The 25,007-nt window shown below is 67.0% G+C and carries 23 protein-coding genes and 1 other RNA gene; 10 read left to right on the forward strand and 14 right to left on the reverse strand.

Features of this window, described 5'->3' with window-relative positions; all coding sequences use genetic code 11:
* Nucleotides 1-33: 33 nt before the first annotated feature.
* The 3 genes from U4Z31_RS00120 to ndk all read right to left on the reverse strand — a co-directional run bounded on the left by U4Z31_RS00120 (nucleotide 34) and on the right by ndk (nucleotide 2,843).
* Complete coding sequence (locus U4Z31_RS00120; protein ID WP_321809146.1) at nucleotides 34-1,059, reverse strand: helix-turn-helix domain-containing protein; 1,026 nt, start codon at nucleotides 1,057-1,059, stop codon at nucleotides 34-36.
* Nucleotides 1,060-1,222: 163 nt separating this feature from the next.
* The gene (gene rlmN / locus U4Z31_RS00125) at nucleotides 1,223-2,362 is read right to left on the reverse strand and encodes a 23S rRNA (adenine(2503)-C(2))-methyltransferase RlmN (protein WP_044848980.1); all 1,140 of its coding nucleotides are present in this window, start codon (nucleotides 2,360-2,362) and stop codon (nucleotides 1,223-1,225) included.
* 55 nt (nucleotides 2,363-2,417) lie between these two features.
* Complete coding sequence (ndk, locus tag U4Z31_RS00130; protein WP_006478674.1) at nucleotides 2,418-2,843, reverse strand: nucleoside-diphosphate kinase; 426 nt, start codon at nucleotides 2,841-2,843, stop codon at nucleotides 2,418-2,420.
* Nucleotides 2,844-3,094: 251 nt separating this feature from the next.
* On the opposite strand from ndk, the gene U4Z31_RS00135 reads away from it, so the two are divergent.
* Nucleotides 3,095-3,793 (forward strand): Bax inhibitor-1/YccA family protein, encoded by a 699-nt coding sequence (locus tag U4Z31_RS00135; RefSeq protein ID WP_006761414.1) that lies wholly within the window; start codon nucleotides 3,095-3,097, stop codon nucleotides 3,791-3,793.
* Nucleotides 3,794-3,855: 62 nt separating this feature from the next.
* Here the strand turns inward: U4Z31_RS00135 and rlmD are convergent, their stop codons facing one another.
* Complete coding sequence (gene rlmD / locus U4Z31_RS00140) at nucleotides 3,856-5,253, reverse strand: 23S rRNA (uracil(1939)-C(5))-methyltransferase RlmD (protein WP_321809147.1); 1,398 nt, start codon at nucleotides 5,251-5,253, stop codon at nucleotides 3,856-3,858.
* A gap of 228 nt (nucleotides 5,254-5,481) precedes the next feature.
* Here rlmD and U4Z31_RS00145 point away from each other — a divergent pair, with 228 nt between their 5' ends.
* Nucleotides 5,482-6,342: an endonuclease/exonuclease/phosphatase family protein gene (locus U4Z31_RS00145; protein ID WP_321809148.1), complete on the forward strand. Its 861-nt coding sequence runs from the start codon at nucleotides 5,482-5,484 to the stop codon at nucleotides 6,340-6,342.
* A 27-nt stretch (nucleotides 6,343-6,369) separates the two neighbouring features.
* On the opposite strand, the gene U4Z31_RS00150 is transcribed toward U4Z31_RS00145, so the two are convergent.
* The 10 genes from U4Z31_RS00150 to ffs form a co-directional block, all read right to left on the reverse strand.
* The gene (locus U4Z31_RS00150; RefSeq protein WP_044848977.1) at nucleotides 6,370-7,146 is read right to left on the reverse strand and encodes a 3'-5' exonuclease; all 777 of its coding nucleotides are present in this window, start codon (nucleotides 7,144-7,146) and stop codon (nucleotides 6,370-6,372) included.
* A 3-nt stretch (nucleotides 7,147-7,149) separates the two neighbouring features.
* Complete coding sequence (rpoS, locus tag U4Z31_RS00155; protein ID WP_040144287.1) at nucleotides 7,150-8,235, reverse strand: RNA polymerase sigma factor RpoS; 1,086 nt, start codon at nucleotides 8,233-8,235, stop codon at nucleotides 7,150-7,152.
* Between the two features lie 11 nt (nucleotides 8,236-8,246).
* Nucleotides 8,247-9,128, reverse strand: a complete 882-nt coding sequence (locus U4Z31_RS00160; protein WP_044848976.1) for a peptidoglycan DD-metalloendopeptidase family protein — start codon at nucleotides 9,126-9,128, stop codon at nucleotides 8,247-8,249.
* Nucleotides 9,129-9,133: 5 nt separating this feature from the next.
* Nucleotides 9,134-10,063 carry a protein-L-isoaspartate(D-aspartate) O-methyltransferase gene (locus U4Z31_RS00165; protein WP_321809149.1) on the reverse strand — a complete coding sequence of 310 codons (930 nt, stop codon included), beginning with the start codon at nucleotides 10,061-10,063 and terminating at the stop codon, nucleotides 9,134-9,136.
* A complete protein-coding gene (gene surE, locus U4Z31_RS00170; protein ID WP_321809150.1) occupies nucleotides 10,060-10,821 on the reverse strand; it encodes a 5'/3'-nucleotidase SurE in 762 nt (253 codons plus the stop codon). The genes U4Z31_RS00165 and surE overlap by 4 nt, the downstream gene beginning before the upstream one ends.
* Nucleotides 10,822-11,038: 217 nt before the next feature.
* The gene (locus U4Z31_RS00175; protein WP_044847272.1) at nucleotides 11,039-12,244 is read right to left on the reverse strand and encodes a CaiB/BaiF CoA transferase family protein; all 1,206 of its coding nucleotides are present in this window, start codon (nucleotides 12,242-12,244) and stop codon (nucleotides 11,039-11,041) included.
* A gap of 48 nt (nucleotides 12,245-12,292) precedes the next feature.
* Entirely contained in the window at nucleotides 12,293-12,889 is a 597-nt protein-coding gene (recR, locus tag U4Z31_RS00180) for a recombination mediator RecR (protein ID WP_044847271.1), read from the reverse strand.
* Between the two features lie 31 nt (nucleotides 12,890-12,920).
* Nucleotides 12,921-13,247, reverse strand: a complete 327-nt coding sequence (locus U4Z31_RS00185; protein WP_006755698.1) for a YbaB/EbfC family nucleoid-associated protein — start codon at nucleotides 13,245-13,247, stop codon at nucleotides 12,921-12,923.
* 94 nt (nucleotides 13,248-13,341) lie between these two features.
* A complete protein-coding gene (locus tag U4Z31_RS00190; protein ID WP_321809151.1) occupies nucleotides 13,342-15,717 on the reverse strand; it encodes a DNA polymerase III subunit gamma/tau in 2,376 nt (791 codons plus the stop codon).
* A 127-nt stretch (nucleotides 15,718-15,844) separates the two neighbouring features.
* An RNA gene (gene ffs, locus U4Z31_RS00195) (signal recognition particle sRNA small type) lies at nucleotides 15,845-15,943 on the reverse strand.
* A gap of 425 nt (nucleotides 15,944-16,368) precedes the next feature.
* Here ffs and trxA point away from each other — a divergent pair.
* The 8 genes from trxA (at nucleotide 16,369) to U4Z31_RS00235 (ending at nucleotide 24,992) form a co-directional block, all read left to right on the forward strand.
* Nucleotides 16,369-16,695, forward strand: a complete 327-nt coding sequence (gene trxA / locus U4Z31_RS00200) for a thioredoxin TrxA (RefSeq protein ID WP_006402348.1) — start codon at nucleotides 16,369-16,371, stop codon at nucleotides 16,693-16,695.
* A gap of 195 nt (nucleotides 16,696-16,890) precedes the next feature.
* The gene (gene rho, locus U4Z31_RS00205) at nucleotides 16,891-18,153 is read left to right on the forward strand and encodes a transcription termination factor Rho (RefSeq protein ID WP_006478662.1); all 1,263 of its coding nucleotides are present in this window, start codon (nucleotides 16,891-16,893) and stop codon (nucleotides 18,151-18,153) included.
* 133 nt (nucleotides 18,154-18,286) lie between these two features.
* Entirely contained in the window at nucleotides 18,287-18,787 is a 501-nt protein-coding gene (locus U4Z31_RS00210) for a MerR family transcriptional regulator (protein ID WP_044847269.1), read from the forward strand.
* Nucleotides 18,784-20,340 (forward strand): MFS transporter, encoded by a 1,557-nt coding sequence (locus U4Z31_RS00215; RefSeq protein WP_321809152.1) that lies wholly within the window; start codon nucleotides 18,784-18,786, stop codon nucleotides 20,338-20,340. The genes U4Z31_RS00210 and U4Z31_RS00215 overlap by 4 nt, the downstream gene beginning before the upstream one ends.
* A gap of 38 nt (nucleotides 20,341-20,378) precedes the next feature.
* On the forward strand, nucleotides 20,379-21,209 hold the full coding sequence (locus U4Z31_RS00220) for a M90 family metallopeptidase (RefSeq protein ID WP_321809153.1): 831 nt from the start codon (nucleotides 20,379-20,381) through the stop codon (nucleotides 21,207-21,209).
* A gap of 161 nt (nucleotides 21,210-21,370) precedes the next feature.
* Complete coding sequence (locus tag U4Z31_RS00225; protein ID WP_044847266.1) at nucleotides 21,371-21,631, forward strand: type B 50S ribosomal protein L31; 261 nt, start codon at nucleotides 21,371-21,373, stop codon at nucleotides 21,629-21,631.
* 236 nt (nucleotides 21,632-21,867) lie between these two features.
* The gene (locus U4Z31_RS00230) at nucleotides 21,868-23,625 is read left to right on the forward strand and encodes a glycosyltransferase family 39 protein (protein WP_321809154.1); all 1,758 of its coding nucleotides are present in this window, start codon (nucleotides 21,868-21,870) and stop codon (nucleotides 23,623-23,625) included.
* Between the two features lie 2 nt (nucleotides 23,626-23,627).
* The gene (locus U4Z31_RS00235) at nucleotides 23,628-24,992 is read left to right on the forward strand and encodes an MATE family efflux transporter (protein ID WP_321809155.1); all 1,365 of its coding nucleotides are present in this window, start codon (nucleotides 23,628-23,630) and stop codon (nucleotides 24,990-24,992) included.
* Nucleotides 24,993-25,007 lie beyond the last annotated feature (15 nt).

The following is a 25,007-nucleotide window of genomic DNA, read 5'->3' on the forward strand; positions in this document are numbered from 1 at the left end:
GTCCAGGACAGGCCTGCGCCACGGCGCTTGACGTCAGGGCAGCGTGAACCGCGCCACGTTACCCCGCGCTGCCGAATATTTTGCCGGATCGACCGGCTTTCCGTCGAACGCGACCGTATCAAGGCCTGCCTTGTTGCCGATCGTGACCTTGAACGGACCGTCGCCGGCGACCTGCTTCGTCTCGCCGGCCCGCACCAGCGCCGAGAACAGTTCCTTGCCGCTCTTGTCGCGCACGCTGAACCAGCAATCCTGCTTGACCTTCAGTTCGACCATCGACTGGCCTGCCGCGACCACGACGCTCGCGGGCTGGGCCGGCACGGCCGCGCTGCTCGCCGCGGCCGGCGCGACGACCGGTTGCGACGCGGGCGCGGCGGCCGTCGGGGTCGAGGCCGGAGCCGGAGCCGGAGCAGCCGACGCAACGGCCTGCGGCGCCACGGCGGATGCCGCAACCTGCGCCGGGGCTTCGTTGACGGCTGCCGCCGACGCGCCGCCCGCGGCTGCCGCTTCGACGGAAGACGCCGCCGGCGCGCTGGCCGCCGATGCGTGTTCCGTGGCGCCGCCCTTGAAGCGCGCGAGCCAGCTCGACGAATCGCCGCCAGTGTGCCACATGAGTACCGCGATCACCGCGACGACGACGATCGCCGTCCCCCACAGCCACGGATGATGGTGCGACGACCCGCCAAGCGGAATCGACACGCGGCCGCGCGGCAGATCCGTCCCCGACGACGCGGGCATCGACAGATCGACTTCCTGCACGCCACGCTCGCGGCGCAATGCATGGGCGAACGGCTCCGGATCGACGCCGAGCATCTTCGCGTAGCTGCGCACGACGCCGAGCGCGAACGTCACACCGGGCAAATGGCTGATGTCGCCAGCCTCGAGCGCACGCAGCTTCTGCGGAGCGACCTTGAGCCGCGCCGACACGTCGTCGACCGTCCAGCCCTTCGCCTCCCGGAGCTGCGCCAGCCGGCTGCCGACGGCCGCCAGCGTTTCAAGCCCCGCCGGTGCCGGCTTCGCGGCATTCGTCTCTGCGCCGTTGGTCGGCTGCGGCTCACTCATCCTTGTCCTCGCGTCGATTCTTCTTCACTGGCGGGCGCCGCCGGCTCCCGCAACTGTCCACATCATGCGCGGCGCCGAGGCGCCGCGACCGATCGCTATTCGCGTGTTGTACCGCAAGAAGTCCAGGCATCCGCACCCATGCGGCCCCGACCAGGCGTCCCCGTCAGATCGCCCGAACTTCGATGATTTTTGCTGCTGCGCCCGTTCGCTCCGCCAGGCGCGTGCGGTCCTTCACGGCGCCGGCCAGCTGGCCGCACGCGGCGTCGATGTCGTCGCCGCGCGTCTTGCGCACGGTCGTGACGACACCCGCGTCGATGAGGACCTGTGCAAAGCGCTTGATCTGCTCCGGCTTCGAGCGGATGAGGCCCGATTCCGGAAACGGATTGAACGGGATCAGGTTGAACTTGCAGGGCACGTCACGCGTGACGGCCAGCAGTTCGCGCGCATGTGCTTCGGTGTCGTTGACGCCGTCGAGCATGCAGTATTCGAAAGTAATGAAGTCGCGTGGTGCGACTTTCAGATAGCGCTGGCACGCGGCCATCAGCTCGCGAAGCGGATGCTTCTTGTTGAGCGGCACCAGTTCGTCGCGCAGCGCATCGTTCGGCGCGTGCAGCGAAACGGCGAGCGCGACCGGCAATTCGGCGCCGAGGCGGTCCATCATCGGCACCACGCCGGACGTCGACAACGTGACGCGGCGGCGCGACAGGCCGTACGCGTTGTCGTCGAGCATCAGCCGCATCGCGGGCACGACCGCGCTGTAATTCAGCAGCGGCTCGCCCATGCCCATCATCACCACGTTGGTGACGACCCGTTCGGCCTTGCCGTTCGGACCGGGTGCGCGACCCAGCGACGCACGCAGCGCAAACTCGGCCATCCGGAGCTGACCGATGATTTCGGCTGTCGACAGGTTGCGGGAGAAGCCCTGCTTGCCCGTCGAGCAGAAGCGGCAGTTGACCGCGCACCCGGCCTGCGACGACACGCACAGCGTGCCGCGCGTCTCTTCCGGGATGAAAACGGTTTCGACCGCATTGCCGTTTCCGACGTCGATCAGCCACTTGCGCGTGCCGTCGGTCGAAACGTGATCGCTGACGATATCGGGCATCACGATCGACGCGCGGCCCTTGAGCTTTTCTCTCAGGGACTTCGCGAGATCGGTCATGCCGTCGAAATCGCCGGCGTTGTACTGATGGATCCAGCGCTGCAACTGCTTGGCGCGGAACGGCTTCTCGCCGAGGCTGCCGCAGTACGCGACAAGACCCTCGGCATCGAAGTCGAGAAGATTGACGGAAGTTTCGCTCGTCATGATGTGCTGCCTTGCCGCGTGCGCTGAATCCTGCCTACTTGTTGCCAGCCAGGGCTTAGCGCGAGTAGACGTTCATTTCCGGGAAGAAGAACGCGATTTCGACCGCGGCCGTTTCGGCTGCGTCCGAGCCGTGCACGGCGTTCGCGTCGATGCTGTCGGCGAAGTCGGCGCGGATCGTGCCCTTTTCCGCCTTCTTCGGATCCGTCGCGCCCATCAGGTCGCGGTTCTTCAGGATCGCGCCTTCACCTTCCAGAACCTGGATCATCACCGGGCCCGAGATCATGAAATCGACGAGGTCCTTGAAGAACGGACGTGCTGCGTGAACTGCGTAGAACTTCTCTGCGTCCGCACGCGACAGGTGTGCCATGCGCGATGCGACGATCTTCAGGCCGGCGCCTTCGAAACGGCTGTAGATCTGGCCGATCACGTTCTTTGCCACCGCATCCGGCTTGATGATCGACAGGGTGCGCTCGATTGCCATAAAAACTCCAAGAAATTAAGAAGTTACAGGTTCAAATGAATCCGCTATTGTAGCACGATCCCGTGTATCATTGCGATTGAACCCTTACACGAGTGAAAGGTTCCAAATCCATATGTTTTTTGCGCCGCCCGGCCATTGAAACCTCGCGGCACGGAACGTATCTTAGCCATAGCTGCTCCGGTTTGCTGCGCCGCACACCGCGCGCGCCGAACCGGCCCCGGACGCCCACGCGTTCAATGTTAGGAGAAACCATGAACGACTATCCGTACAATTTCGGCCGCGGCGGCTCCGTCAGCACCGCGGAGGTTCGCAATCGCGTGCTGCGGAACACGTACTGGCTGCTCGCGCTGTCGATGGTGCCGACGGTGCTCGGGGCATGGGTCGGCGTCGCGACGGGATTCTCGCTGTTCGCGGCCACGAGCCCGATGATGAGCCTGCTCGCGTTCTTCGCAATCGCGTTCGGCTTCATGTTCGCGATCGAGCGGACGAAAAACAGCGCAGCTGGCGTGTTCGTGCTGCTCGGCTTCACGTTCTTCATGGGCCTGATGCTGTCGCGCCTGCTGAGCTTCATCCTCGGCTTCTCGAATGGACCGTCGCTGATCATGCTCGCGTTCGGCGGCACCGGCATCATCTTCGCCGCGATGGCGACGATCGCCACGGTCAGTAAGCGCGACTTCTCCGGGCTCGGCAAATGGCTGTTCATGGGCGTGATCGTGATCCTGCTGGCGTCGGTCGCGAACATCTTCCTGCAACTGCCGGCGCTGATGCTCACCGTGTCGGTGCTCGCGATCGCGATCTTCTCGGCCTACATGCTGTTCGACGTCCAGCGCGTCGTGAACGGCGGCGAGACGAACTACATCTCGGCCACGCTCGCGATCTACCTCGACCTGTACAACGTGTTCACGAACCTGCTCGCGCTGCTCGGCATCTTCGGCGGCAACCGCAACTGACGTTCGCCGTACCCGATGAAAAAACCGGCCCGAGGGCCGGTTTTTTTACGTCCGCCGCCCGCTCAGTCGCGCTCGAACAGCGCGATCGATTCGACGTGCGACGTATTCGGGAACATGTTCACGACGCCGGCGCCCTTCAGCCGGTAGCCGGCCTCGTGCACGAGCAGGCCTGCGTCGCGTGCGAGCGTCGACGGGTTGCACGACACGTAGACGATGCGCTTCGGCAGCGGGCCTGCGCCGCTCTGCGCGATTTCGGCCAGCGCCTTCGACACCGCGAGCGCGCCTTCGCGCGGCGGGTCGATCAGGAACTTGTCGAAGGCGCCGAGCGCACGCAGGTCGTCGCCCGTCACCTCGAACAGGTTCCGGCACGCGAACGTCGTGTGGCCGTCGACGCCGTTCTCGCGCGCATTCGCGAGCGCGCGAGTCGTCAACGTCTCGCTGCCTTCGATGCCCATCACCTCGCGCGACAGCCGCGCGAGCGGCAGCGTGAAGTTGCCGATCCCGCAGAACAGGTCGAGCACGCGATCGTCGCGCGACGGCGCGAGCAGGCGCAGCGCGCGACCCACCAGCACGCGGTTGATCTGATGGTTGACCTGCGTGAAGTCGGTCGGCTTGAACGGCATGCGGATGCCGAACTCCGGCAGCGTATAGTCGAGCGGCACGTCGAGCGGATAGAACGGCGTCACCGTGTCCGGGCCCTTCGGCTGCAGCCAGAACTGCACCTTGTGCTCGTCGGCGAACGCGCGCAGCAGCGCCTCGTCGTCCGCATTGATCGGCTCCAGCACGCGCAGCACCAGTGCCGTGACTTGCGAACCGACCGCGAGCTCGATCTGCGGCATCCGGTCACGGATCGACAGCCCCTCGACCAGCCGGCGCAGCGGCACGAGCATCGCCGACACGTGCGGCGGCAGCACTTCGCAGCTCGTCATGTCGGCGACATAGCTGCTCTTCTTTTCATGGAACCCGACCAGCACGCCGCCCTTCTTCGCGACGTTGCGCACGGTCAGGCGCGCACGATAACGGTAGCCCCACGACGGGCCGTGGATCGGCGCGAACATCGTCTCGGCGCGCAGCTTCGACAGGTGCCACAGGTTGTCCTCGAGCACGCGCTGCTTGATCGCGACCTGCGCGCGCATGTCGAGGTGCTGCATCGAGCAGCCGCCGCAGGTGCCGAAGAATTTGCATTTCGGCTCCGTGCGCAGCACGCTCGGGCGCAGAATGTCGACAACGGTCGCCTGCTCGTAGCTCGGCTTGCGACGGTAGCTCGAATAGGTCACGCGCTCGCCGGGCAGCGCACCCTCGACGAAGATCACCTTGCCCGGCGTGCCGTCCTCGGTCGCCGTGCGGCCGACACCGCGCGCTTCCATGTCGAGCGATTCGATCTCGAGAACCGGGGCAGGCCCGGGCGCGACGGGCGCATTTTTCGATTTGCGCGCAGAAGTGGGGACGGCTTCGGACACCAGCTTTTCCTGACAAAACGTTGAAGAAGGCGAGATTGTAGACGACGAAAGCCCGCGTCGCCCGCTTTCGTGGCGCAAGCGTCAATACTGACGCCTCTGCCGCGCCGCGTCATGCGGGAACGACCTGCAGGCCGCCCGCCGCCGGCCCGCATGCGCGGCCTCTCGCGAGCTCAGCCGGCGGCACACGTTCTGCTCGCAACAGACTCAGGAGATTCGGGAGACTCGACCATGCGACTGATCGACTGGAACATCCAATGGGGTCGGGACGCGGACGGCGTCGTCGACCTGCCGCGCACGATCGCCGCCGCTCGCCGGCTCGGCGACTTCGACGTGCTGTGCCTGCAGGAAGTCACGCGCGGTTTCGGCGCACTGCCCGGCCAGCCCGGCCCCGACCAGTTCGCCGAACTGGCGGCGTTGCTGCCCGGTTATACGATCGTCGAAGCGGTCGGCGCCGACCTGCCGCCGCTCGAACCCGGCGCACCGCGCCGCCAGTTCGGCAATGCGGTCGCGACCCGGCTGCCGATCGGGCGCGTGCTGCGCCAATTGCTGCCGTGGCCGGCAGACGCCGACGCGCCTTCCATGCCGCGCGTCGCGCTCGACGTCGAACTGGTGTTACCGTCGGGTCGGCTGCGGGTCGTCACGACGCATCTGGAATTCTATTCGGCGCGCCAGCGACTCGCGCAGGTCGACGCATTGCACGCCCGGCACCGCGAAGCGTGTGCGCATGCGGACCAGCCTGCGCCGGCCGAAAATGCCACGGGGCCGTTCAGCGAGACCGTCCAGCCGCGTGATGCCATCCTCTGCGGCGACTTCAACAGCGCGTTCGGCAGCGACGCGTACCGGCGCATGCTCGAGCCGATCGCCGACGCACCGTCGTTCGTCGATGCGTGGATCGCCCGGCACCCGGGCCACACGCCGCCGCCGACCGCCGGCGTCTACGACACGGCGCAATGGTCCGACGGGCCGCTCGCATGCGACTTCGTGTTCGTGACCGATACGCTGCTGGCACGCGTCACGCGCTGCGAAATCGACGGCGACGCGCGCGAATCGGATCACCAGCCGGTCGTGCTCGAACTCGATCGAAATTGATCGCGGCCGCCATGCGGGCCGCCCGCGTCACGCGTCGAAACCGGCCAGGTATTCGGCCCAGTGCGACGCGGGCTCCTGCGCGAGCGAATTCTTCACGAGCAGGATCTCGTCCGCATATTCGCTCGGCGTCAGGCCGCCGCGCATCAGCTGGAACCGGCAATACAGCAGGTAGGTATTGACGACGTCCGTTTCGCAATAGTTGCGGATTTCCTCGATCCGGCCATCCTGGAACGCCGGCCACACCTGGCTGCCGTCCATTCCGAGCTTGCCCGGGAAGCCGCACAGCTTCGCGAGCGCGTCGAGCGGCGCATTCGCGCGCGCCTGATACATCGCGAGCACGTCCATCAGATCGGTGTGCCGCGAGTGATAACGCGAGATGTAGTTGTTCCACTTGAACTCGCGGTCGTCCTCGCCCAGATCCCAGTAGCGCGTCGCGGGGATCCCGTGTACGAGCGCACGGTAATGGAGCACCGGCAGATCGAAGCCGCCGCCGTTCCACGACACGAGCTGCGGCGTGTATTTCTCGATCACGCGATAGAACGACTGGACCAGCGTCGCCTCATTGTCCTGGGGTGTGCCCAGCGACCGAACGCGGAAACCGTTGTTGTCGCGGAACACGCAGGAGATCGCCGCGATGCGCTGCAGGTGATGCGGCAGGAAATCGCTGCCGGTCTTCTCGCGGCGCGCGGCGAACGCATGTTCGGCCACCGCGGCATCGTCCAGCGTCGCGGGCAGGTCTTCAAGACGGCGAATGCCGTCGACATCGGGAATGGTCTCGATGTCAAAAACGAGAATCGGTGTCATCAGTTACAGAACGGCGTCCTTGCGCACGCCATTGGAGGCAAAGAACCGCTTGAGGCGCACCAGCGCTTCCTGCTGGATCTGCCGCACGCGCTCGCGCGTGAGCCCCATCTCGTCGGCCAGCTCCTCGAGCGTGGCCGGTTCGATGTGATTCAGGCCGAAGCGGCGCTCGATCACGTGCCGATGCTTGTCGGACAGCCGCGACAGCCATGCGCGCGTGAGCGTCTCGAGTTCGCGGTGCTGCACCTCCGCGTCGGGCGACTGGCTCTGGTCGTCGGGCAGCAGGTCGAGCAGGCTGCTCGCGGGATCGAGATCGAGCGGTGCGTCGAGCGACGCGGTGTGCTCGTTGAGCGCGAGGATGTCGGTGACTTCCTCGGCGGTCTTGCCGGTGAGATAGGCGATGTCGTCGATGCTGGCTTCACGGCGCTCGGCCGCCTCGCCCGTCGACATCGAATTCTTTTCGAGGTGGCGCTTCGCGCGCAGCACCTGGTTCAGTTCGCGGATCACGTGCACGGGCAGACGCACGGTGCGAGCCTGGTTCATGATCGCCCGTTCGATGCTCTGCCGGATCCACCACGTCGCGTAGGTCGAGAACCGAAAGCCACGCGTCGGATCGAATTTCTCGATCGCGTGCATCAGGCCGAGGTTGCCCTCCTCGATCAGGTCAAGCAGCGGCACGCCGCGGTTCAGGTAACCCTTCGCGATACTGACGACGAGACGCAGGTTGCGCTCGATCATCACCTGCCGCGCCTCGAATTCGCCGGCCTTCGCAAGACGCGAATAGCGCTGCTCCTCCTCGACGGTCAGGAGCGGCTTCACGCTGATACGGTTCAGGTAATGCTGGATCGTGTCGGCCGTGAGTTCGGCCTGCAGCAATGCGCGGAAATCGTCGACGTCGGGCGCGGCTTCCGCCCGGCCTTCGTGCTCGTCGTCGCCGTCCGCTTCGGCGTCACGTGCCTCGAGATCACGTTCGTTTTCCGCGACGTCGTCTTCGTCGTCCGTCGAAGCGCCAGCTCGCTCCACCGATGCTTGCGTGGCACGACTGATCTTCTCAGATTCGGCTTGCGGCTCGTGGCGCTTCGATTTCGGCATGGTCGTCTCGGTTATTGAGGCGGCAAATACTTCAGCGGATCGACAGGTTTACCCTGCCGGCGAACCTCGAAATGCAGCATCACGCGGTCGGCATCGCTATTACCCATCTCGGCGATCTTCTGCCCCTTCGTTACCGCGTCCCCCTCTTTTACCATCAAAGCGCGATTGTGTGCATACGCCGTGAGGTAAGTTGCATCGTGTTTGATGATAATGAGGTTGCCATAGCCACGCAGGCCGTTGCCCGAGTAGACGACGCGGCCGTCGGCCGCCGCCTTCACGGCCTCGCCGGACGTGCCGCCGATATTGACGCCCTTGTTCTTCGCGTCGTCGAAACCGTTCAGCACCGGACCGCGCACGGGCCATGCGAACGTCACGGGGCCGCTCGGCGCGGCTGCCGTATCGCTCGATGCGGCGGCAGCCGGCGGCGTGCTCGCGGACGACGAGCCCGCGGCCGGCGTCGCGGGACCGCTGCTGAGCGGCGCGGTCGCGACGGCGGCGCCGGTGATCGGTGCGGCAGCCGGCGAGCCGGCAAGCGCGGCACCGCCCGGCGGCGCGACACGCAGCAGCTGGTCGACTTCGATCTGATTCGGGTTCGCCAGGTTGTTCCAGGTGGCGATGTCGCGATAGTTCTGCCCGTTCTCGAGCGCGATCCGGTACAGCGTATCGCCCGGTTTCACACGGTAGAAGCCGGGCGGCGGCGGGCCGAGCGGCACTGCGGGCTGCGCGGCGGCGGTCGTGCCGAGCGATCCGGAGCGGTCGACGACGGGCGCGTTGTCGAGCCGCGTCGCACAGGCGGCCAGCAGCGTGGAGAACGCAGCCACACAGATCGCGCGCTGGGCGAACGTGAGCGGTTCCCTGGTTCGGTTGTTTTGCATCGCGCGCAACATACTCATCGGTTTCAAATCACTCCGGATTTTAAAGGGACAAAGAAAACGCGATCAAGCCGGGACTCCCGCCATTGCGCGTGCGCGACGCGCTCGACGAGCGTGAGCACCTGAGGCTGCCCGCTCTGCGCGCCGACCGGCGCGACGAGCCGCCCGCCGATCGCGAGCTGCTCGAGCAGCGCCTGCGGCACGTCGAGCCCCGCCGCCGCGATCACGATCGCGTCGAACGGGCCCGCGGACGGCAGGCCGACACGCCCGTCGCCGTAATGCAGACGGATGTTCGGCACGCGCAGCGGCCGCAGGTTCAGCTTCGCGCGCTCGTAGAGCGGCTTGATGCGTTCAATCGAATACACGTCGCGTGCCACGTGACTCAGCACCGCGGCCTGGTAGCCGCAACCGGTGCCGATCTCGAGGACGCGCTCGAGCGTGCGGCCGGCCATCGCGAGCTCGATCATGCGCGCGACGACCGACGGCTTTGAAATCGTTTGCTGGTGGCCGATAGGCAACGCGGCATCCTCGTACGCCTGCGTCGCGAGCCCGGGATCCACGAACAGGTGGCGCGGCACCGCGGCCATCGCATCCAGCACGCGCGCGTCGGTCACGCCGTTCGCGCGCAGGCGTTCGACCATGCGCTCGCGCACACGTTCCGACGTCAACGCGAATGCACCGGCCGGCGCGACGCTCGGCGCCGCCGGCTTCGGCATCGCGGGCTTCAGCGCGGTCGGCTTCGGTGCGCTCGCCGGCTTCGCGGCGACCGCACCGGGCACCGTGCGCGCGACGCCCGCCTTCACCGCCACCGGCTTCAGCACGGCAGCGGGCTTGTCGACGGCCTTCGGCACCGCGCTCGCCGCATGGCGTTCACCGGCCCGGCCCTCCGATTTGCGTGGCGCTCGCTTGAGATCTTCGAGCGCGAGCGGGAACCGCTTCGCGCGCTCGCCGCTCATGAAGTCCGCCCTCCTGCGCGCGCCCATTCGCGCGTTGCAGGCAGCATTTGCGTATGCGTGAGATCGAGCTGCAGCGGCGTGATCGAGACGAAACCGTTTGCGACGGCGTGGAAATCGGTGCCTTCGCTCGCGTCCAGCGCCGCACCCGCGGCGCCGATCCAGTAGACCGGCTCGCCGCGCGGGTCGGTCTGGCGAATCACCGGCTGGGACGGGTGACGCTTACCGAGGCGCGTGACCTGCCAGCCTTTCAGTTCGTCGTACGGCAGATTCGGAATATTGACGTTCAGCAGCGGCTGACCGGGCAGCGGATGCGCGAGAAAGTGCTCGACGATTTCCGCGGCGACGCGCGCCGCATCCGCCAGATGCGCCCAGCCCTTGTCGGCCAGCGAAAACGCGATGGCCGGCACGCCGAACATGATGCCTTCGGTGGCGGCCGCAACTGTCCCTGAATAGAGCGTGTCTTCGCCCATGTTCTGGCCGTTGTTGATCCCGGACACGACGAGGTCGGGCCGCGCGTCGGCCATCCCGGTCAGCGCGACGTGCACCGAATCGGTCGGTGTGCCGTTCACGTAGAAGAAACCCGTATTCGTCGCGCGCTGCACCGACAGCGGCCGCGACAGCGTCAGGGAATTCGACGCGCCGCTGCAATTCTGCTCGGGCGCGATCACCGTGAGGTCGGCAAGCGGCTGCAGCGCGTCGCTGAGCGCGGCGAGACCGGGGGCGAGATAGCCGTCGTCGTTGCTGAGTAGGATTCGCATCCGGCGATTGTAACCGAGGAAAGATGGCGCGAGAGCGACAGTCCGGCGGGTGCGGACAGGCCCGCACGCACGACGCGCGCGCGGTGCGCCGTCGCATCGCGCGGCGGCGTTTGCAGGTTCGGGAAAACGCGGTGCCGCCCGGGTTTTCCCCTCGAAGGGCCGCCGTGACGAGATGCCCGTTCGGCAAACCTGACGCGCAGCGCCGAGTGCGCGGCGCTCAGATCGCGCCGGCCTCGCGCAGCGCGGCGATCGCCTGCGCGTCGTAGCCGAGACTGTGCAGCACCTCGTCCGTATGCTCGCCGAGTTCCGGCCCGAGCCAGCGTGTTTCGCCCGGCGTGCCGGACAGCTTCGGCGTGATGTTCGGCAGCGGAATGTCGGTGCCGTCGGCCAGCTTGAAACGCTGGATCATCTGCCGCGCGATGAACTGCGGATCGGTGAACATGTCGGCGGCGCTGTAGATGCGCCCGGCCGGCACGTCGGCCGCGTTGAGCACCGCCAGCGCGTCGTCGATCGTGCGCGGCGCGAGCCACGCGGCGATCGCGTCGTCGATCTCCTGCGTGCGCGGCACGCGTCCGTCGTTGCGAGCGAGCGCGGGATCGTCGGCGAGGTCGTCGCGTTCGATCGCCTTCATCAGCCGCTTGAAGATCGGGTCGCTGTTGCCGCCGATCACGATGCTGCCGTCGCGGCACGCGTAGGTGTTCGACGGCACGATGCCCGGCAGCGACGCGCCGGTACGCTCGCGCACCATCCCGTACACGCCGTACTCGGGCACCACGCTTTCCATCATGTTGAACACCGCTTCGTACAGCGCAACGTCGACCACCTGCCCCGCGCCGCCGTTCACGTTGCGGTGGTGGAGCGCCATCATCGCGCCGATCACGCCGTGCAGCGCGGCGATCGAGTCGCCGATCGAGATGCCGATGCGCGGCGGCGGCAAATCGGGATAGCCGGTGATGTGGCGCAAGCCGCCCATCGATTCGGCGATCGCGCCGAAGCCGGGCCGGTCGCGGTACGGGCCGGTCTGCCCGTAACCGGACAGACGCACCATCACGAGCCCGGGGTTGTCGGCCGACAGCACGTCGTAGCCGAGTCCGAGCTTCTCGAGCAGGCCCGGGCGGAAGTTTTCGATCACGATGTCGGCCTCGCGCGCGAGTTGCCGCGCGATCGCCTTGCCGGCATCGGATTTCAGGTTGAGGGTGACCGATTTCTTATTGCGTGCCTGGACCGACCACCACAGCGACGTGCCGCCCTGCTCCGGATGCAGCTTGCGCCACTTGCGCAGCGGGTCGCCGCCGTTCGGATCCTCGATCTTGATGACTTCCGCGCCGAATTCGGCAAAGAGGCGCGATGCGAACGGCCCCGCGATCAGCGTCCCGAATTCGAGCACTTTGACGCCCGCGAGCGGGCCCTGGCTGGTGCTCATGTGTCTCCCTGGCATGAGGAACGGCGCCGCCGGCCGGCGGCGCCCGGCTTACATCGTGCGGCGGTCGAGCATCGCGCGGGCGATGGTGCCCGCGTCGACGTATTCGAGTTCGCCGCCCACCGGCACGCCGCGCGCGAGGCGCGTGACCGCGAGCCCGCGCGCCTTCAGCGTCTGGCCGAGGTAGTGCGCGGTGGCTTCGCCCTCGTTCGTGAAGTTGGTCGCGAGCACGACCTCCTTGACGACACCGTCGGACGCACGCCGCACGAGGCGGTCGAAATGGATTTCCTTCGGGCCGATCCCGTCGAGCGGGCTCAGCCGCCCCATCAGCACGAAATACAGCCCGCGGTACGTCATCGTCTGCTCGAGCATGATCTGGTCGGCCGGCGTCTCGACGACGCACAGCAGCGTCGGATCACGCTCCTCGTCGCTGCACACCTCGCAGATCTGCGCCTCCGTGAAGGTATTGCACTTCTCGCAGTGCTGCAGGTGCTCGGTCGCGAACAGCAACGACCGGCCGAGCCGTTCCGCGCCCTCCCGATCGTGCTGCATCAGGTGGTACGCCATGCGTTGCGCGGATTTCGGCCCGACGCCGGGCAATACGCGCAACGCTTCGACGAGCGCGGACAGGGCGGACGGCTGTTTCATACGGCGGCTGAAAGCTGAACGGAGGCTGCGCTCAGAACGGCAGCTTGAAACCCGGGGGCAGCGGCAGGCCCGACGTCATGCCGCTCATCTTTTCCTGCGACGTCGCCTCGGCCTTGCGCACCGCATCGTTGAACGCGGCCGCGACCAGATCCTCGAGCATGTCCTTGTCGTCCGCGAGCAGGCTCGGGTCGATCGCCACGCGACGCACTTCGTTGCGGCAGGTCATCGTCACCTTGACGAGGCCGGCACCCGACTGCCCTTCGACTTCGATCTGCGCAAGCTGCTCCTGCATCTTCTTCATGTTTTCCTGCATTTGCTGCGCTTGCTTCATCAGTCCGGCGAGGTTGCCTTTCAACATGGGAATACTCCTTCTTGATCGTGTGAAAACCGGCACGCGGCGCGTGCCGGTCAATGTGTGCGGGCGTGATTGTGCCTGTCGCAGTGCGATTCGTTCAATGCAGCGTCGGCGGCGTGCCGTCCGGCGCCGGATCGGCGAGCGGCCGCACCGAGCCTTCGACGATACGCGCGCCGAAGTCACGCACGAGCTGCTGGACGAACGGATCGCCATGGATGTCCTGCTCTGCCTCGCGCTGGCGTGCCGCACGTGCAGCCGCATCGAGTGCCGCCGCGGTGCGCCGCGCGGGCCCGACCTCGACCGCGACCTCGACGGCCTTGCCGAGCGCATCGGCCAGGGCCGCCTTCAGTTTCGCGACCTGGGCGGCATCCGCATACTGCGGCACCGGCACGGACAGTTTCAACGTCGTCGCGTCGACGGCCGTCAGCTCGCTGTTGAATGCAAGCTGATACGCGACGCCCTTCAGCGGCAACCGCGCGGCCAGCGCCGGCCATTCGCCGTCGAAGCCGACCGGGTCGAGCGCGATCGCGGGCGGCAGCGGGCGCGTGTCGACCGGCGCGGACGGACGGGACTCCACTGCCTTCGGCGCAATGCGCACGTCGTCGGGGCCGCTGTCGAACACGGGCACGAAGCCGTCGTCCGCCGCACCGCCGAACATCTCGTCGGCGCTGAGCGGCACATATTCGTCCGGCGGAATGTCTTCCCACGGCGGCGGGGCCTGGCGCGTGTCGGCAGCCTGCGGCGCGCGGGCCGCCGCGCGCGGCGTCGGTACCTGCACGGCAGGACGTGATGCCGCCGGCTTTTCGACGGCCGGCTGGGCCGCCGCCGGCTTGGGCGCGGCGCCCGCACGCGCGCGGTCGGACGACACGCGCATGCCGGCGTTGCGCAGCACGTCGAGTGCGGCAGCCGCACCGCCGCGGGCAGACGGGCGCGCGGCGGGTTCGGCCGGCGCAGCACGCGGCGCCGGTTCGGCAGGCAGCGCAGGTTCGTCGTTGCGCTTGGCGGCGGCAACCGGCTGTTCAGGTTCGTTGCGGACAGCCGGCGGTGCATCGCTCGGCGGTACCGCCTGAGGTGCCGGGATCGCTTGCGGCTGCGGTGCGGCCGGCGCTGCGGTCGCAGCCGATGTTGCCGCGGATGCAGATTCGGATGCCGGTGTCGAAACAGCCTTCACTGCCGGCGCAATCGCCGCATCGTCGGACTGGACCGCTGCCGGACGCGCAGCGGGCGCAGCCGCTTGCGGACGTGCGGCCGCCACGGCTGCCGGCTGCGGCGCCGACGACTTGGGTGCCGCAGCCGACGCAACGGCAGCGGCCGCACGCGGCGCGGATGCTGGTGCAGGCACGGCACGCGGCACGGCCGGCTGACCTCCCGGCGCACTGCCGGCGCCGACGGCCGGCTCGAATGCGAGCATCCGCAGCAACGTCATCGTGAAGCCGGCGTATTCGTCCGGCGCAAGGCCGAGCTCCGCGCGCCCGACCGTCGCGATCTGATAGAACAGCTGAACCTGCTCTGGGCTCAACGTCTCCGCGAAGCGGCGCAGATCGGCCGCTTCCGGCCATTCGTCGAGCACCGAGCCCGGCGCGAACTGCGCCCAGGCGATCCGGTGCAGCAGGCTGGCGAGATCCTGCAGCGCGGTGGAAAAGGACAGGCTGCGCAGCGACATCTCGTCGGCGATCGCGAGGATCTCCGGGCCGGCGCCGGCCGCGAGTGCATCGAGCAGGCGCACCATGTATGTCTGGTCGAGCGCGCCGAGCATGCCCGACACCGCCGATTCGGTCACTTCGTTCGCCGAGTACGCGATCGCCTGGTCGGTCAGCGACAGCGCATCGCGCATGCTGCCCTGCGCGGCGCGCGCGAGCAGACGCAGCGCCTGCTGCTCGAACGAGATCTGCTCTTCGCCGAGGATCCGTTCGAGGTGCGACACGATGTGCCCGGCCGGCATCTGCTTCAGGTTGAACTGCAGGCAGCGCGACAGCACGGTGACGGGAATCTTTTGCGGATCGGTGGTCGCGAGGATGAACTTGACGTGCGGCGGCGGCTCCTCGAGCGTCTTCAGCATCGCGTTGAACGCGTGGTTCGTCAGCATGTGCACTTCGTCGATCATGTAGACCTTGAAGCGCGCATCGACGGGCGCGTACACCGCGCGCTCGAGCAGCGCGGCCATTTCGTCGACGCCGCGGTTGCTCGCGGCATCCATTTCGACGTAGTCGACGAAGCGGCCTTCGTCGATCTCGCGGCACGCGCGGCACACGCCGCACGGCTGCGACGTGACGCCGGTTTCACAGTTGAGCGCCTTCGCGAAGATCCGCGACAGCGTCGTCTTGCCGACGCCGCGGGTTCCGGTAAACAGATAGGCGTGATGGAGACGCCCGCCGTCGAGCGCGTGCGTGAGCGCCCTGACGACGTGCTCCTGGCCGACGAGCGAAGCGAAATCCTTCGGACGCCACTTGCGTGCGAGAACTTGATAGGTCATCGGGAAATTGTATCAGTAACGCTGCGTCGCGCCGACACGCGAAACGGTGCGGAAAACGAGCAAGACGCAGGTAAAACGGAGAATGACGCAGAAATAAAAAACGCCCGGCGAACGGGGCGAGAGGAAAGGTGACGAGCCCGACCCTCGGCACTGGCAGAAAACGATTGTGGCTGCTTCGTTCCCGACCTGACCAGGTTCACCGCCCCACCATGCGAGGAGGCCCGTCACGGCATATTCTATCACCGCTTCCGGCCAAATGCGACCGTTTGTTCGCAACAATGCGCACGATCGAGCGAACCGGCGCGCGTACGGGCCCGTCGATCCGGCGCGAACAGGCGCGAACAGGTGGACAGATTCCGCGATAGAGACCGTGACTCTTGTATTTTGCGAGGCGGCCTCCACGTTCGGATCACAACGGTCGAACGGCGCGTCGTACCCCTACTCGCGTAGCGGCTACTATCGCCGCCCGCAGCGGATAGCAATTTAGGCTAATATGACGCCCGAACGACCCGCGAGCCGCGCCAAGCAGCGCTTACGCCCCTCCTTCCGGGGAGCGGAGTGACCTGCCGCAGCGGCCGGCAGCCGACAGGCCGCCGGAGCGCCGCAACGCGCCAAGCAGGCAGTCCCCGAACCGTAAGAGGTATTGACCCAATGAGCGAACAGATCAAACACATCAGCGACGCATCGTTCGAACAGGACGTCGTCAAATCCGACAAGCCCGTGCTCGTCGACTTCTGGGCCGAATGGTGCGGCCCGTGCAAGATGATCGCCCCGATCCTCGACGAAGTCGCGAAGGACTACGGCGACAAGCTGCAGATCGCCAAGATCAACGTCGACGACAACCAGGCAACGCCTGCGAAGTTCGGCGTGCGCGGCATCCCGACGCTGATCCTGTTCAAGAACGGCGCGGCCGCCGCACAGAAGGTCGGTGCGCTGTCGAAGTCGCAACTCACCGCATTCCTGGACAGCCACCTGTAATACCGGCCGTTCCGCGGACGTGTTGTCAACCGACAACACGTCCGCCGTCAAGCCGCCGATCGGCCGCTCAGGCGCGAATCGGCGTATGCTAGAATCAAAAAACGTCTACAAGACGCATTAAGTCTCAGAGCGCCTCCGCTCGCCCCTCCTCCCTTATTTCTTTTCGTCGCTTCTCCTCCCTGGCGGGTTCTCCGTATGCATTTATCCGAGCTCAAGTCTCTGCACGTGTCCGAACTGATCGAAATGGCCAATGGCCTGGAGATCGAAAACGCGAACCGCCTGCGCAAGCAGGAGCTGATGTTCGCCATTCTCAAAAAGCGCGCCAAGACGGGAGAGACGATCTTCGGCGACGGTACGCTCGAAGTGCTGCCGGACGGCTTCGGCTTCCTGCGCTCGCCGGAAATGTCGTACCTCGCGAGCACCGACGACATCTACATCAGCCCGTCGCAGATCCGCCGCTTCAACCTGCACACCGGCGACACCATCGAAGGTGAAGTCCGCACGCCGAAGGACGGCGAGCGCTACTTCGCGCTGGTGAAGGTCGACAAAGTCAACGGGCAGCCGCCCGAGGCCTCGAAACACAAGATCATGTTCGAGAACCTCACGCCGCTGCACCCGAACAAGCCGCTGTCGCTCGAACGCGAAATGCGCGGCGAAGAAAACGTCACGGGCCGCATCATCGACATGATCGCGCCGATCGGCAAGGGCCAGCGCGGCCTGCTCGTCGCGTCGCCGAAGTCGGGCAAGACCGTGATGCTCCAGCACATCGCACACGCGATCAAGCAGAACCATCCGGACGTCATCCTGTTCGTGCTGCTGATCGACGAGCGCCCCGAAGAAGTGACCGAAATGCAGCGCTCGGTCGCCGGCGAAGTGATCGCATCGACCTTCGACGAACCGGCCACGCGTCACGTGCAGGTCGCCGAAATGGTGATCGAGAAGGCCAAGCGCCTCGTCGAAATGAAGCACGACGTCGTGATCCTGCTCGACTCGATCACGCGTCTCGCACGCGCCTACAACACCGTGATCCCGGCGTCAGGCAAGGTGCTGACGGGCGGTGTCGACGCGAACGCGCTGCAGCGTCCGAAGCGCTTCTTCGGTGCCGCGCGCAACATCGAGGAAGGTGGCTCGCTGACGATCATCGGCACCGCGCTGATCGAGACCGGCAGCCGCATGGACGACGTGATCTACGAAGAGTTCAAGGGCACCGGCAACATGGAAGTGCACCTCGAGCGCCGTCTCGCGGAAAAGCGCGTCTATCCGTCGATCAACCTGAACAAGTCGGGCACGCGCCGCGAAGAAATGCTGATCAAGCCCGAGATCCTGCAAAAGATCTGGGTGCTGCGCAAGTTCATCCACGACATGGACGAAGTCGAGGCGATGGAGTTCCTGCTCGACAAGATCCGCCAGACGAAGAGCAATTCCGAGTTCTTCGACCTGATGCGCCGCGGCGGCTGATCGCCGTCGCCCCGCACCGAACGGCCGCCCGCGCGTTTCGCCCGGCGGCCGTTTTTTCGCATCAACCTGTACGTGAACGTACAGGTTGATCTATAATCGCGCCATCGTCCCGACCGAAGCCCCTGCCACCCCGATGCCGAACGACGCCTCCCCCTCGTTGCTGACCGTGAGCGACGCCGCGTCGCGGCTCGGCGTCACGCCGCGCACGCTGAAGTACTACGAAGAGCGCGGACTCGTCACGCCGTCGCGCAGCGGCGGCCGCTATCGCCTGTACGACGAAGCCGATCTCGAACGCTTCGCCCGCATCCTGCGGCTGCGCGCGCTCGGCTTTTCGCTGCACGGCATCACCGAGATGCTCAAGCGCCCGCTGGAAGAAACGGGAGACGGCCGGCGCCGCTATTCGGACGCATCGTTGCGCGAGATCCGCTCGGGGCTCGCCGAACAGATCGACACGCTCGATGAGCGGATCGCGGCCGTCCAGCGCGAGTTGAAGGAAGCGGTCGCGCTGCGCAAGGAACTGCAGCACGACATCGACTACGTCGAACGGCGCCTCGCCGGCGAAAACCCCGACGCGCTGATCGCGCAACGGCAGGCCGAGGCCGGCGCGCGGCGTACGCGCAAGGACCGGGAATGAACGTCGCGCCGGGTCGCTCGCCGCTCTGGAGCCGCGCGAACCTGCGCGCGGACCTGTTCCCGTGGGCGCTCGCGCTCGTCACCGGCATCGACTATTTCGACAACGCGGCCTTCTCGTTCTTCGCGAGCTACATCGCGGGCGGCGTCAACGCATCGCCCGACGAACTCGTGTGGTCGTCGAGCGCGTATGCGGTCACGGCCGTGCTCGGCATCCTGCAGCAGCAATGGTGGGTCGACCGGCTCGGGCATCGCCGCTACGTCGCCGGCTGCATGCTGATGTTCTCGTTCGGCGCGATCGCGGCCGCGCTCGCCGACACGTCGCTCGAACTCGCGTTCGCGCGCGGCTTCCAGGGCTATTTCATCGGCCCGATGATGGGTGCCTGCCGGATCCTGATCCAGGTCAGCTTCAAGCCGCAGGAGCGGCCGCCCGCCACGCGCGCGTTCCTGATCATGATCCTGCTCGGCAGCGCGCTCGCGCCGATCGTCGGCGGGCTGCTCGTCGCACATTCGACGTGGCGCGCGCTGTTCGCCTGCACCGCGCCCGCGGGCATCGCGTTCGCGATCCTCGCGCTGCTCACGCTCCCCGATTCCGGCAGGACGCCCGACGACGAACGCGGCTCCGGGCATTTCTGGCCATACGTCGTGTTCGCGCTCGCGCAAGGCGCGCTGCAAATCGTGCTGCAGCAGGTGCACTACCAGCTCTACAGCGGCTCGCCGATGCTGTTCCTGCTGACGATCGCCGGCCTCGGCGCGCTCGCGTGGTTCGCCTATCACCAGTGGAACCATCCGACGCCGCTCGTGCGGCTGCACGCGTTTCGCGAACGCACGTTCCAGGTCGGGCTGCTGCTGTACATGTTCTATTACTACGAGTCGACGGGCTTCAGCTACCTGACGTCCCGCCTGCTCGAAGGCGGGCTCGGCTACCCGGTCGAGAACGCCGGGCGCCTGGTCGGCACGATGTCGCTGATCTCGGCCACCGCGCTGTTCGCCTACCTGCGCCATGCGAAGCGCGTCACGCACAAGAAGTGGTTCGTCGTGCCGGGGTTCGCGATCGCGGTCACGGCCGCGCTGTGGATGACGCGGATGACGCCCCAGGTCGGCGAGGCCGCGCTGATCGTCCCGCTGCTGCTGCGCGGGCTGTTGCTGCTGTTCATCGTGCTGCCGGTCGCGAACCTGACGTTCCGCATCTTCGCGATCGACGAATACACGCACGGCTATCGGCTGAAGAACATCGTGCGGCAATTGACGATCTCGTTCGCGACGTCGTCGGTGATCATCGTCGAGCAACACCGGCTGGCCCTGCACCAGACGCGGCTCGTCGAGCGCGCGAACGTGTTCGATCCGCTGTTCCAGCAGACCGTCGACGCCCTCACGCGCGGTTATGCGGCCGCCGGCCATGCACTGAACGACGCGCACGCCCTCGCGATCGCATCGATCGCGCGGATGGTTGCGCAACAGGCGTCGTTCCTCGCGTCGCTCGACGGTTTCTATTTCCTCGCGGGCGTCGCGCTGGTCGGCGGCCTGTTCGCGGCATGGCAAAAAGAGATCGATTGAGTTAAAAGTCAGGCTTTGGATTTCCCCGCGCTGCTTCCATGCTCTCGAAACTGACCCGCTGGTTCGACGACCGCCGCCGCGACCGCGCGCTGCGCAGCCATCCGATTCCCGATGCGCTGTGGCAGGACACCGTCGCACGCCTGCCGTTCCTCGCTGCGCTGACGCCCGCCGACCTGGGCCGCCTGCGCGAGCTGACGAGCCTGTTCATCGCGAAGAAATCGTTTTCGACCGCGCACGGGCTCGAGCTGACCGACGAGATGATCGTCGCGATCGCCGCGCAGGCGTGCCTGCCCGTGCTGAATCTCGATCTGTCGCTGTACGACGGCTGGGTCGGCGTCGTGGTGTATCCGGGCGAATTCGTGATCCGCAAGACCGTGCAGGACGAGGACGGCGTCGTCCATGAAGTCGAGCAGGACGCGAGCGGCGAAGCGTGGGAAGGCGGGCCGGTGATCCTGTCGTGGGAAGACGCGCAGATGACGGACGGCCGCGACGCGTACAACGTCGTGATCCACGAGTTCGCGCACAAGATCGACATGATCAACGGCGCGGCCGACGGCTATCCGCCCCTCTTTCGCCGCTGGCACGCGCCGCACCTCGACGCGCAGGCTTGGGCCGACGTGTTCGAGCACGCGTACGACCAGTTCTGCGCGCGCGTCGATGCGGTGCCGGATCGCGCGTGGACGCGCTTCGAGCGCGACTCGCTGATCGATCCCTATGCGGCCGATCACCCGTCGGAGTTCTTCGCGGTGTGCAGCGAGGCGCTGTTCGTGCGACCGCGCGCGTTCGAGTCCGAATTTCCGGAGCTCTACCGGCTGCTCGCCCGCTATTACCGGCAGGATCCGGCCCGCACCGGCGCCCTCGACGCGTGACGAAAATTATTCGTCAACCGTCTGATTTTCTGGCATAATCGCCGTTTTTCGACCTTAGGCAAGTGGCTCGCGCCGGGCTTGACGTCGGCTGAAATCGCGCAAATGTGTGCGGTCCGGCACGGCAAGCGGCGGGTTGGCTACCGCTCTCACCAAGGAACATCATGAAACCTGGCATTCACCCGGACTACCGCGAAGTCGTCTTCCAAGACATGTCGAACGGCTTCAAGTTCATCACGCGCTCGACGATCCAGACGCGTGAAACCATCGAACACGAAGGCAAGACCTACCCGCTCGCCAAGATCGAAGTGTCGTCGGAATCGCACTCGTTCTACACGGGTCAGCAAAAGATCATGGACACGGCAGGCCGTGTCGAGAAGTTCAAGAACAAGTTCGGCGTTCGCGCCAACGGCAAGGCGAAGTAAGCTTCGCACCGTTCCGGTGGTTGCAACGCACCGGTACCGCACGAAAGGGCAGCCCAGGCTGCCCTTTTTTGTCGCCGCTCGCCGGGACAACGCCGCACGGCGGCCGGGGCCGGGGCCGGGGCCGGGCAATCGTCTGACGCGCAACGGCCGGCGCGTCTACAATGCCGGATGCTCGAATCCGCGCCGTCGGCGCATGACCGCACCGGCCGCCCGCTCATAACAAATCGCTCATCTGCATGAAGCCTGTCGTTCGCCTCACCGCCTCCGCCACGCGCGCGCTGCCGCGCTGGCTGCTGCTCACGCTCTGCCTCGTCTACGCGGCGTTCGGCCTGTTCGGCCGCGATCCGTGGAAGAACGAGGACGCGGCGGGCTTCGGCGTGATGTGGACGATGGCCACCGGCGGCTGGCACGACTGGCTGCTGCCGAATCTCGTCGGCAAGTTCATCACGACCGACGGGCCGCTCGCCTACTGGCTCGGCGCGCTGTCGATCCGCGCGCTGGCGCCGTGGGTCGACGCGAGCAACGCGTCGCGCGTCGACACGGGCGTGCTGTTCTGCGTCGCGTGCGCGTTCGTCTGGTACGCGGCCTATCTGCTCGGCCGGCGTGCGGAGGTCCAACCGTTCAAGTACGCATTCGGCGGCGAGCCGGAGCCGCGCGACTACGGCCGCACGCTCGCCGACGGCGCGCTGCTGGTCCTCGTCGCATGCTTCGGGCTCGCGGAGCGCGGCCACGAAACGACGCCGCAGCTCGCGCAGTTCGCGTGGATCGCGATGTTCGTGTACGGCATCGTGCGCGGCATCGACAAGCCGCTGCAGGGTGCTCTGTGGTGGGGCGCCGCGATCGGCCTCGTCGCGCTGTCCGGCAACCCGGTGCTGGTCATCGCGCTGCTCGCCGGCACGGCCGCGCTGTGGCTCGTCACGCCGGAGATGCGCAACCTGCGCCTGCCGCTGATCGGCCTGCCGCTCGCGGCCGCGATCTTCGCGCTGTGGCCGCTCGCCGCCTTCCAGGCAGCGCCGGACGACGCCGCATGGTTCTTCAACCAGTGGATCCACGGCAGCCTGATGCGCTTCTCGGGCCCGCCGACCGCGGTGCTCGCGTATGCGGCGAAGAACCTGCCGCTGTTCACGTGGCCCGCGTGGCCGCTCGCGATCTGGGCCTGGTGGAGCTGGGCCGGCATGCGCCGCCGCGCGCACATTGCGATTCCACTGTCGGTCGTGGTGCCGCTCGTCGCGCTCGTGATCCTGCAGAGCCAGCAGTCGAACCGCATGTACATGCTGTTGCTGCCGCCGCTCGCGGTGCTCGCCACCTTCGCGCTGCCGACCCTCAAGCGCGGCGCGATCAACGCGTTCGACTGGTTCGCGGTGCTGAGCTTCACGATCCTCGGCACCTTCGTGTGGCTCGTGTGGCTCGCGTCGCTCACCGGCTTCCCGCATCCGCTCGCGCGCAACCTCGCGCGCCTCGTGCCGGGCTACGAACCGCACTTCAAGATCCTGTCGTTCGTCTGCGCGGTGATCGTCACCGTGTGCTGGTGCCTGCTCGCGCGCTGGCGCGTGTCGCGCCAGCCGAAGGTGCTGTGGCGCAGCGTCGTGCTGTCGGGTGCGGGCACCACGCTGATGTGGGTGCTGCTGATGACGCTGTGGCTGCCGATCGTCAACTACGGCCGGACCTACAGCGACGTCGCGCAACAGATCGCGTCGCACCTGCCGAAAGACTATGAGTGCATCTCGCCCGTGCGGCTCGGCGATGCGCAGATCGCGACCTTCGCTTATTTCGGCGACATGCACTTCGAATTCTCGGGCGACTGCGACGTGATCCTGCGCCAGGACCGCTCCGACTTCGGCGAGCCGAGCGCGATGTCGCAATACGTGTGGCGCCTCGTATGGGAAGGCCGCCGCGTGGCCGACCGCGACGAGCGCTTCCGCCTGTACGAGCGCATCGAGCGGCCGGCGGCGCCCGTCAAGCGCCGTGGCCCACGCCACCGGGCGGTCGATTGACGATGTTCGCCGACATCCGACGGATCGTCGGCCTCGCGTGGCCGGTGCTCGTCGGCCAGCTCGCGATCATCGCGTTCGGCGTGATCGACACGGCGATGGTCGGCCGCTACTCGGCCATCGACCTCGCCGCGCTCGGGCTCGGTTCGTCGATCTACGTGTCGGTCTACATCGGGTTGACGGGCATCCTGTCCGCGCTGCAGCCGATCACCGGGCAGCTGTACGGCGCGCGGCGCTACGCCGAGATCGGCGAGGAAGTCCGCCAGGCGCTGTGGCTCGCGCTGATGCTCGCGGTGCCCGGCTTCCTGCTGCTGCATTTTCCCGAACCGCTGCTGCACATCGCCCACGCGCCGCCCGCGTTGCACGACCGCACGGTCGATTACCTGCGAATCCTGTCGTACGGCCTGCCGGCGAGCCTCGTGTTCCGGATCTACAACGCGCTGACCAACGCGGCCGGCAAGCCGCGCCTCGCGATGATCCTGCAGGTCGGCGCGCTGCTGCTCAAGTTTCCGCTCAACGTATGGTTCATCTTCGGCGGGCTCGGCGTGCCGGCCCTCGGCGGCCCCGGTTGCGGGCTCGCCAGTACGCTGATCAACTGGGCGCTCGCGCTGATCGGCTTCACGCTGCTCGCGAAGCTCGACGTGTTCTCGCCGCTTTCGATCTTCTCGCGCTTTTGCTGGCCCGTCTGGGCGCGCCAGAAGGCGATCCTGAAGCTCGGTGTGCCGATGGGCCTGTCGTACCTGATCGAGGTCACGTCGTACACGTGCATGGCGCTCTTCATCGCGCAGTTCGGCACGACGACGCTCGCCGGCCACCAGATCGCCGGCAACATCGGCGCGGTGCTGTACATGACGCCACTGTCGATCGGGGTCGCGGCGTCGACGCTGGTGGCCCGCGCGCTCGGCGCCGGCCGCCCGGACGAGGCGCGGCTGCTCGGCCGGCACAGCGTGATGCTCGCGTGCGGGATCGCGGCCGCGTACGGCGTGCTCGTGTTCACGCTGCGTCCGCTGATCGTCAGCGGTTACACGCCGAATCCGGCCGTGGCCGCCGCCGCGCTGCCGCTGGTCGCGATCGTCACCTGCTACCACTTCTTCGACGCGCTGCAGATCACGTCCGCCTTCGTGCTGCGCGCGTACAAGGTCGCGGTCGTGCCGACCGTGATCTATGCGGTCGCGCTGTGGGGCGTCGGACTCGGCGGCGGCTACGTGCTCGGCTTCGATGTCGGCGGCCTCGCCCCCGCCTGGCTGACCGGCGCGCGCGGCTTCTGGTTCGCGAACACGATCAGCCTGATGCTGGCGGGCGCGGGCCTCGCGCTCTACCTGCGCCACGTCAGCCGCGCGCAACCGGCCGTCGGCGCATACGGCGCATGACGCACGGCGTGCGGC

It is taken from the genome of Burkholderia sp. BCC1985 (genome assembly GCF_905339915.1).
GTDB lineage: Bacteria > Pseudomonadota > Gammaproteobacteria > Burkholderiales > Burkholderiaceae > Burkholderia.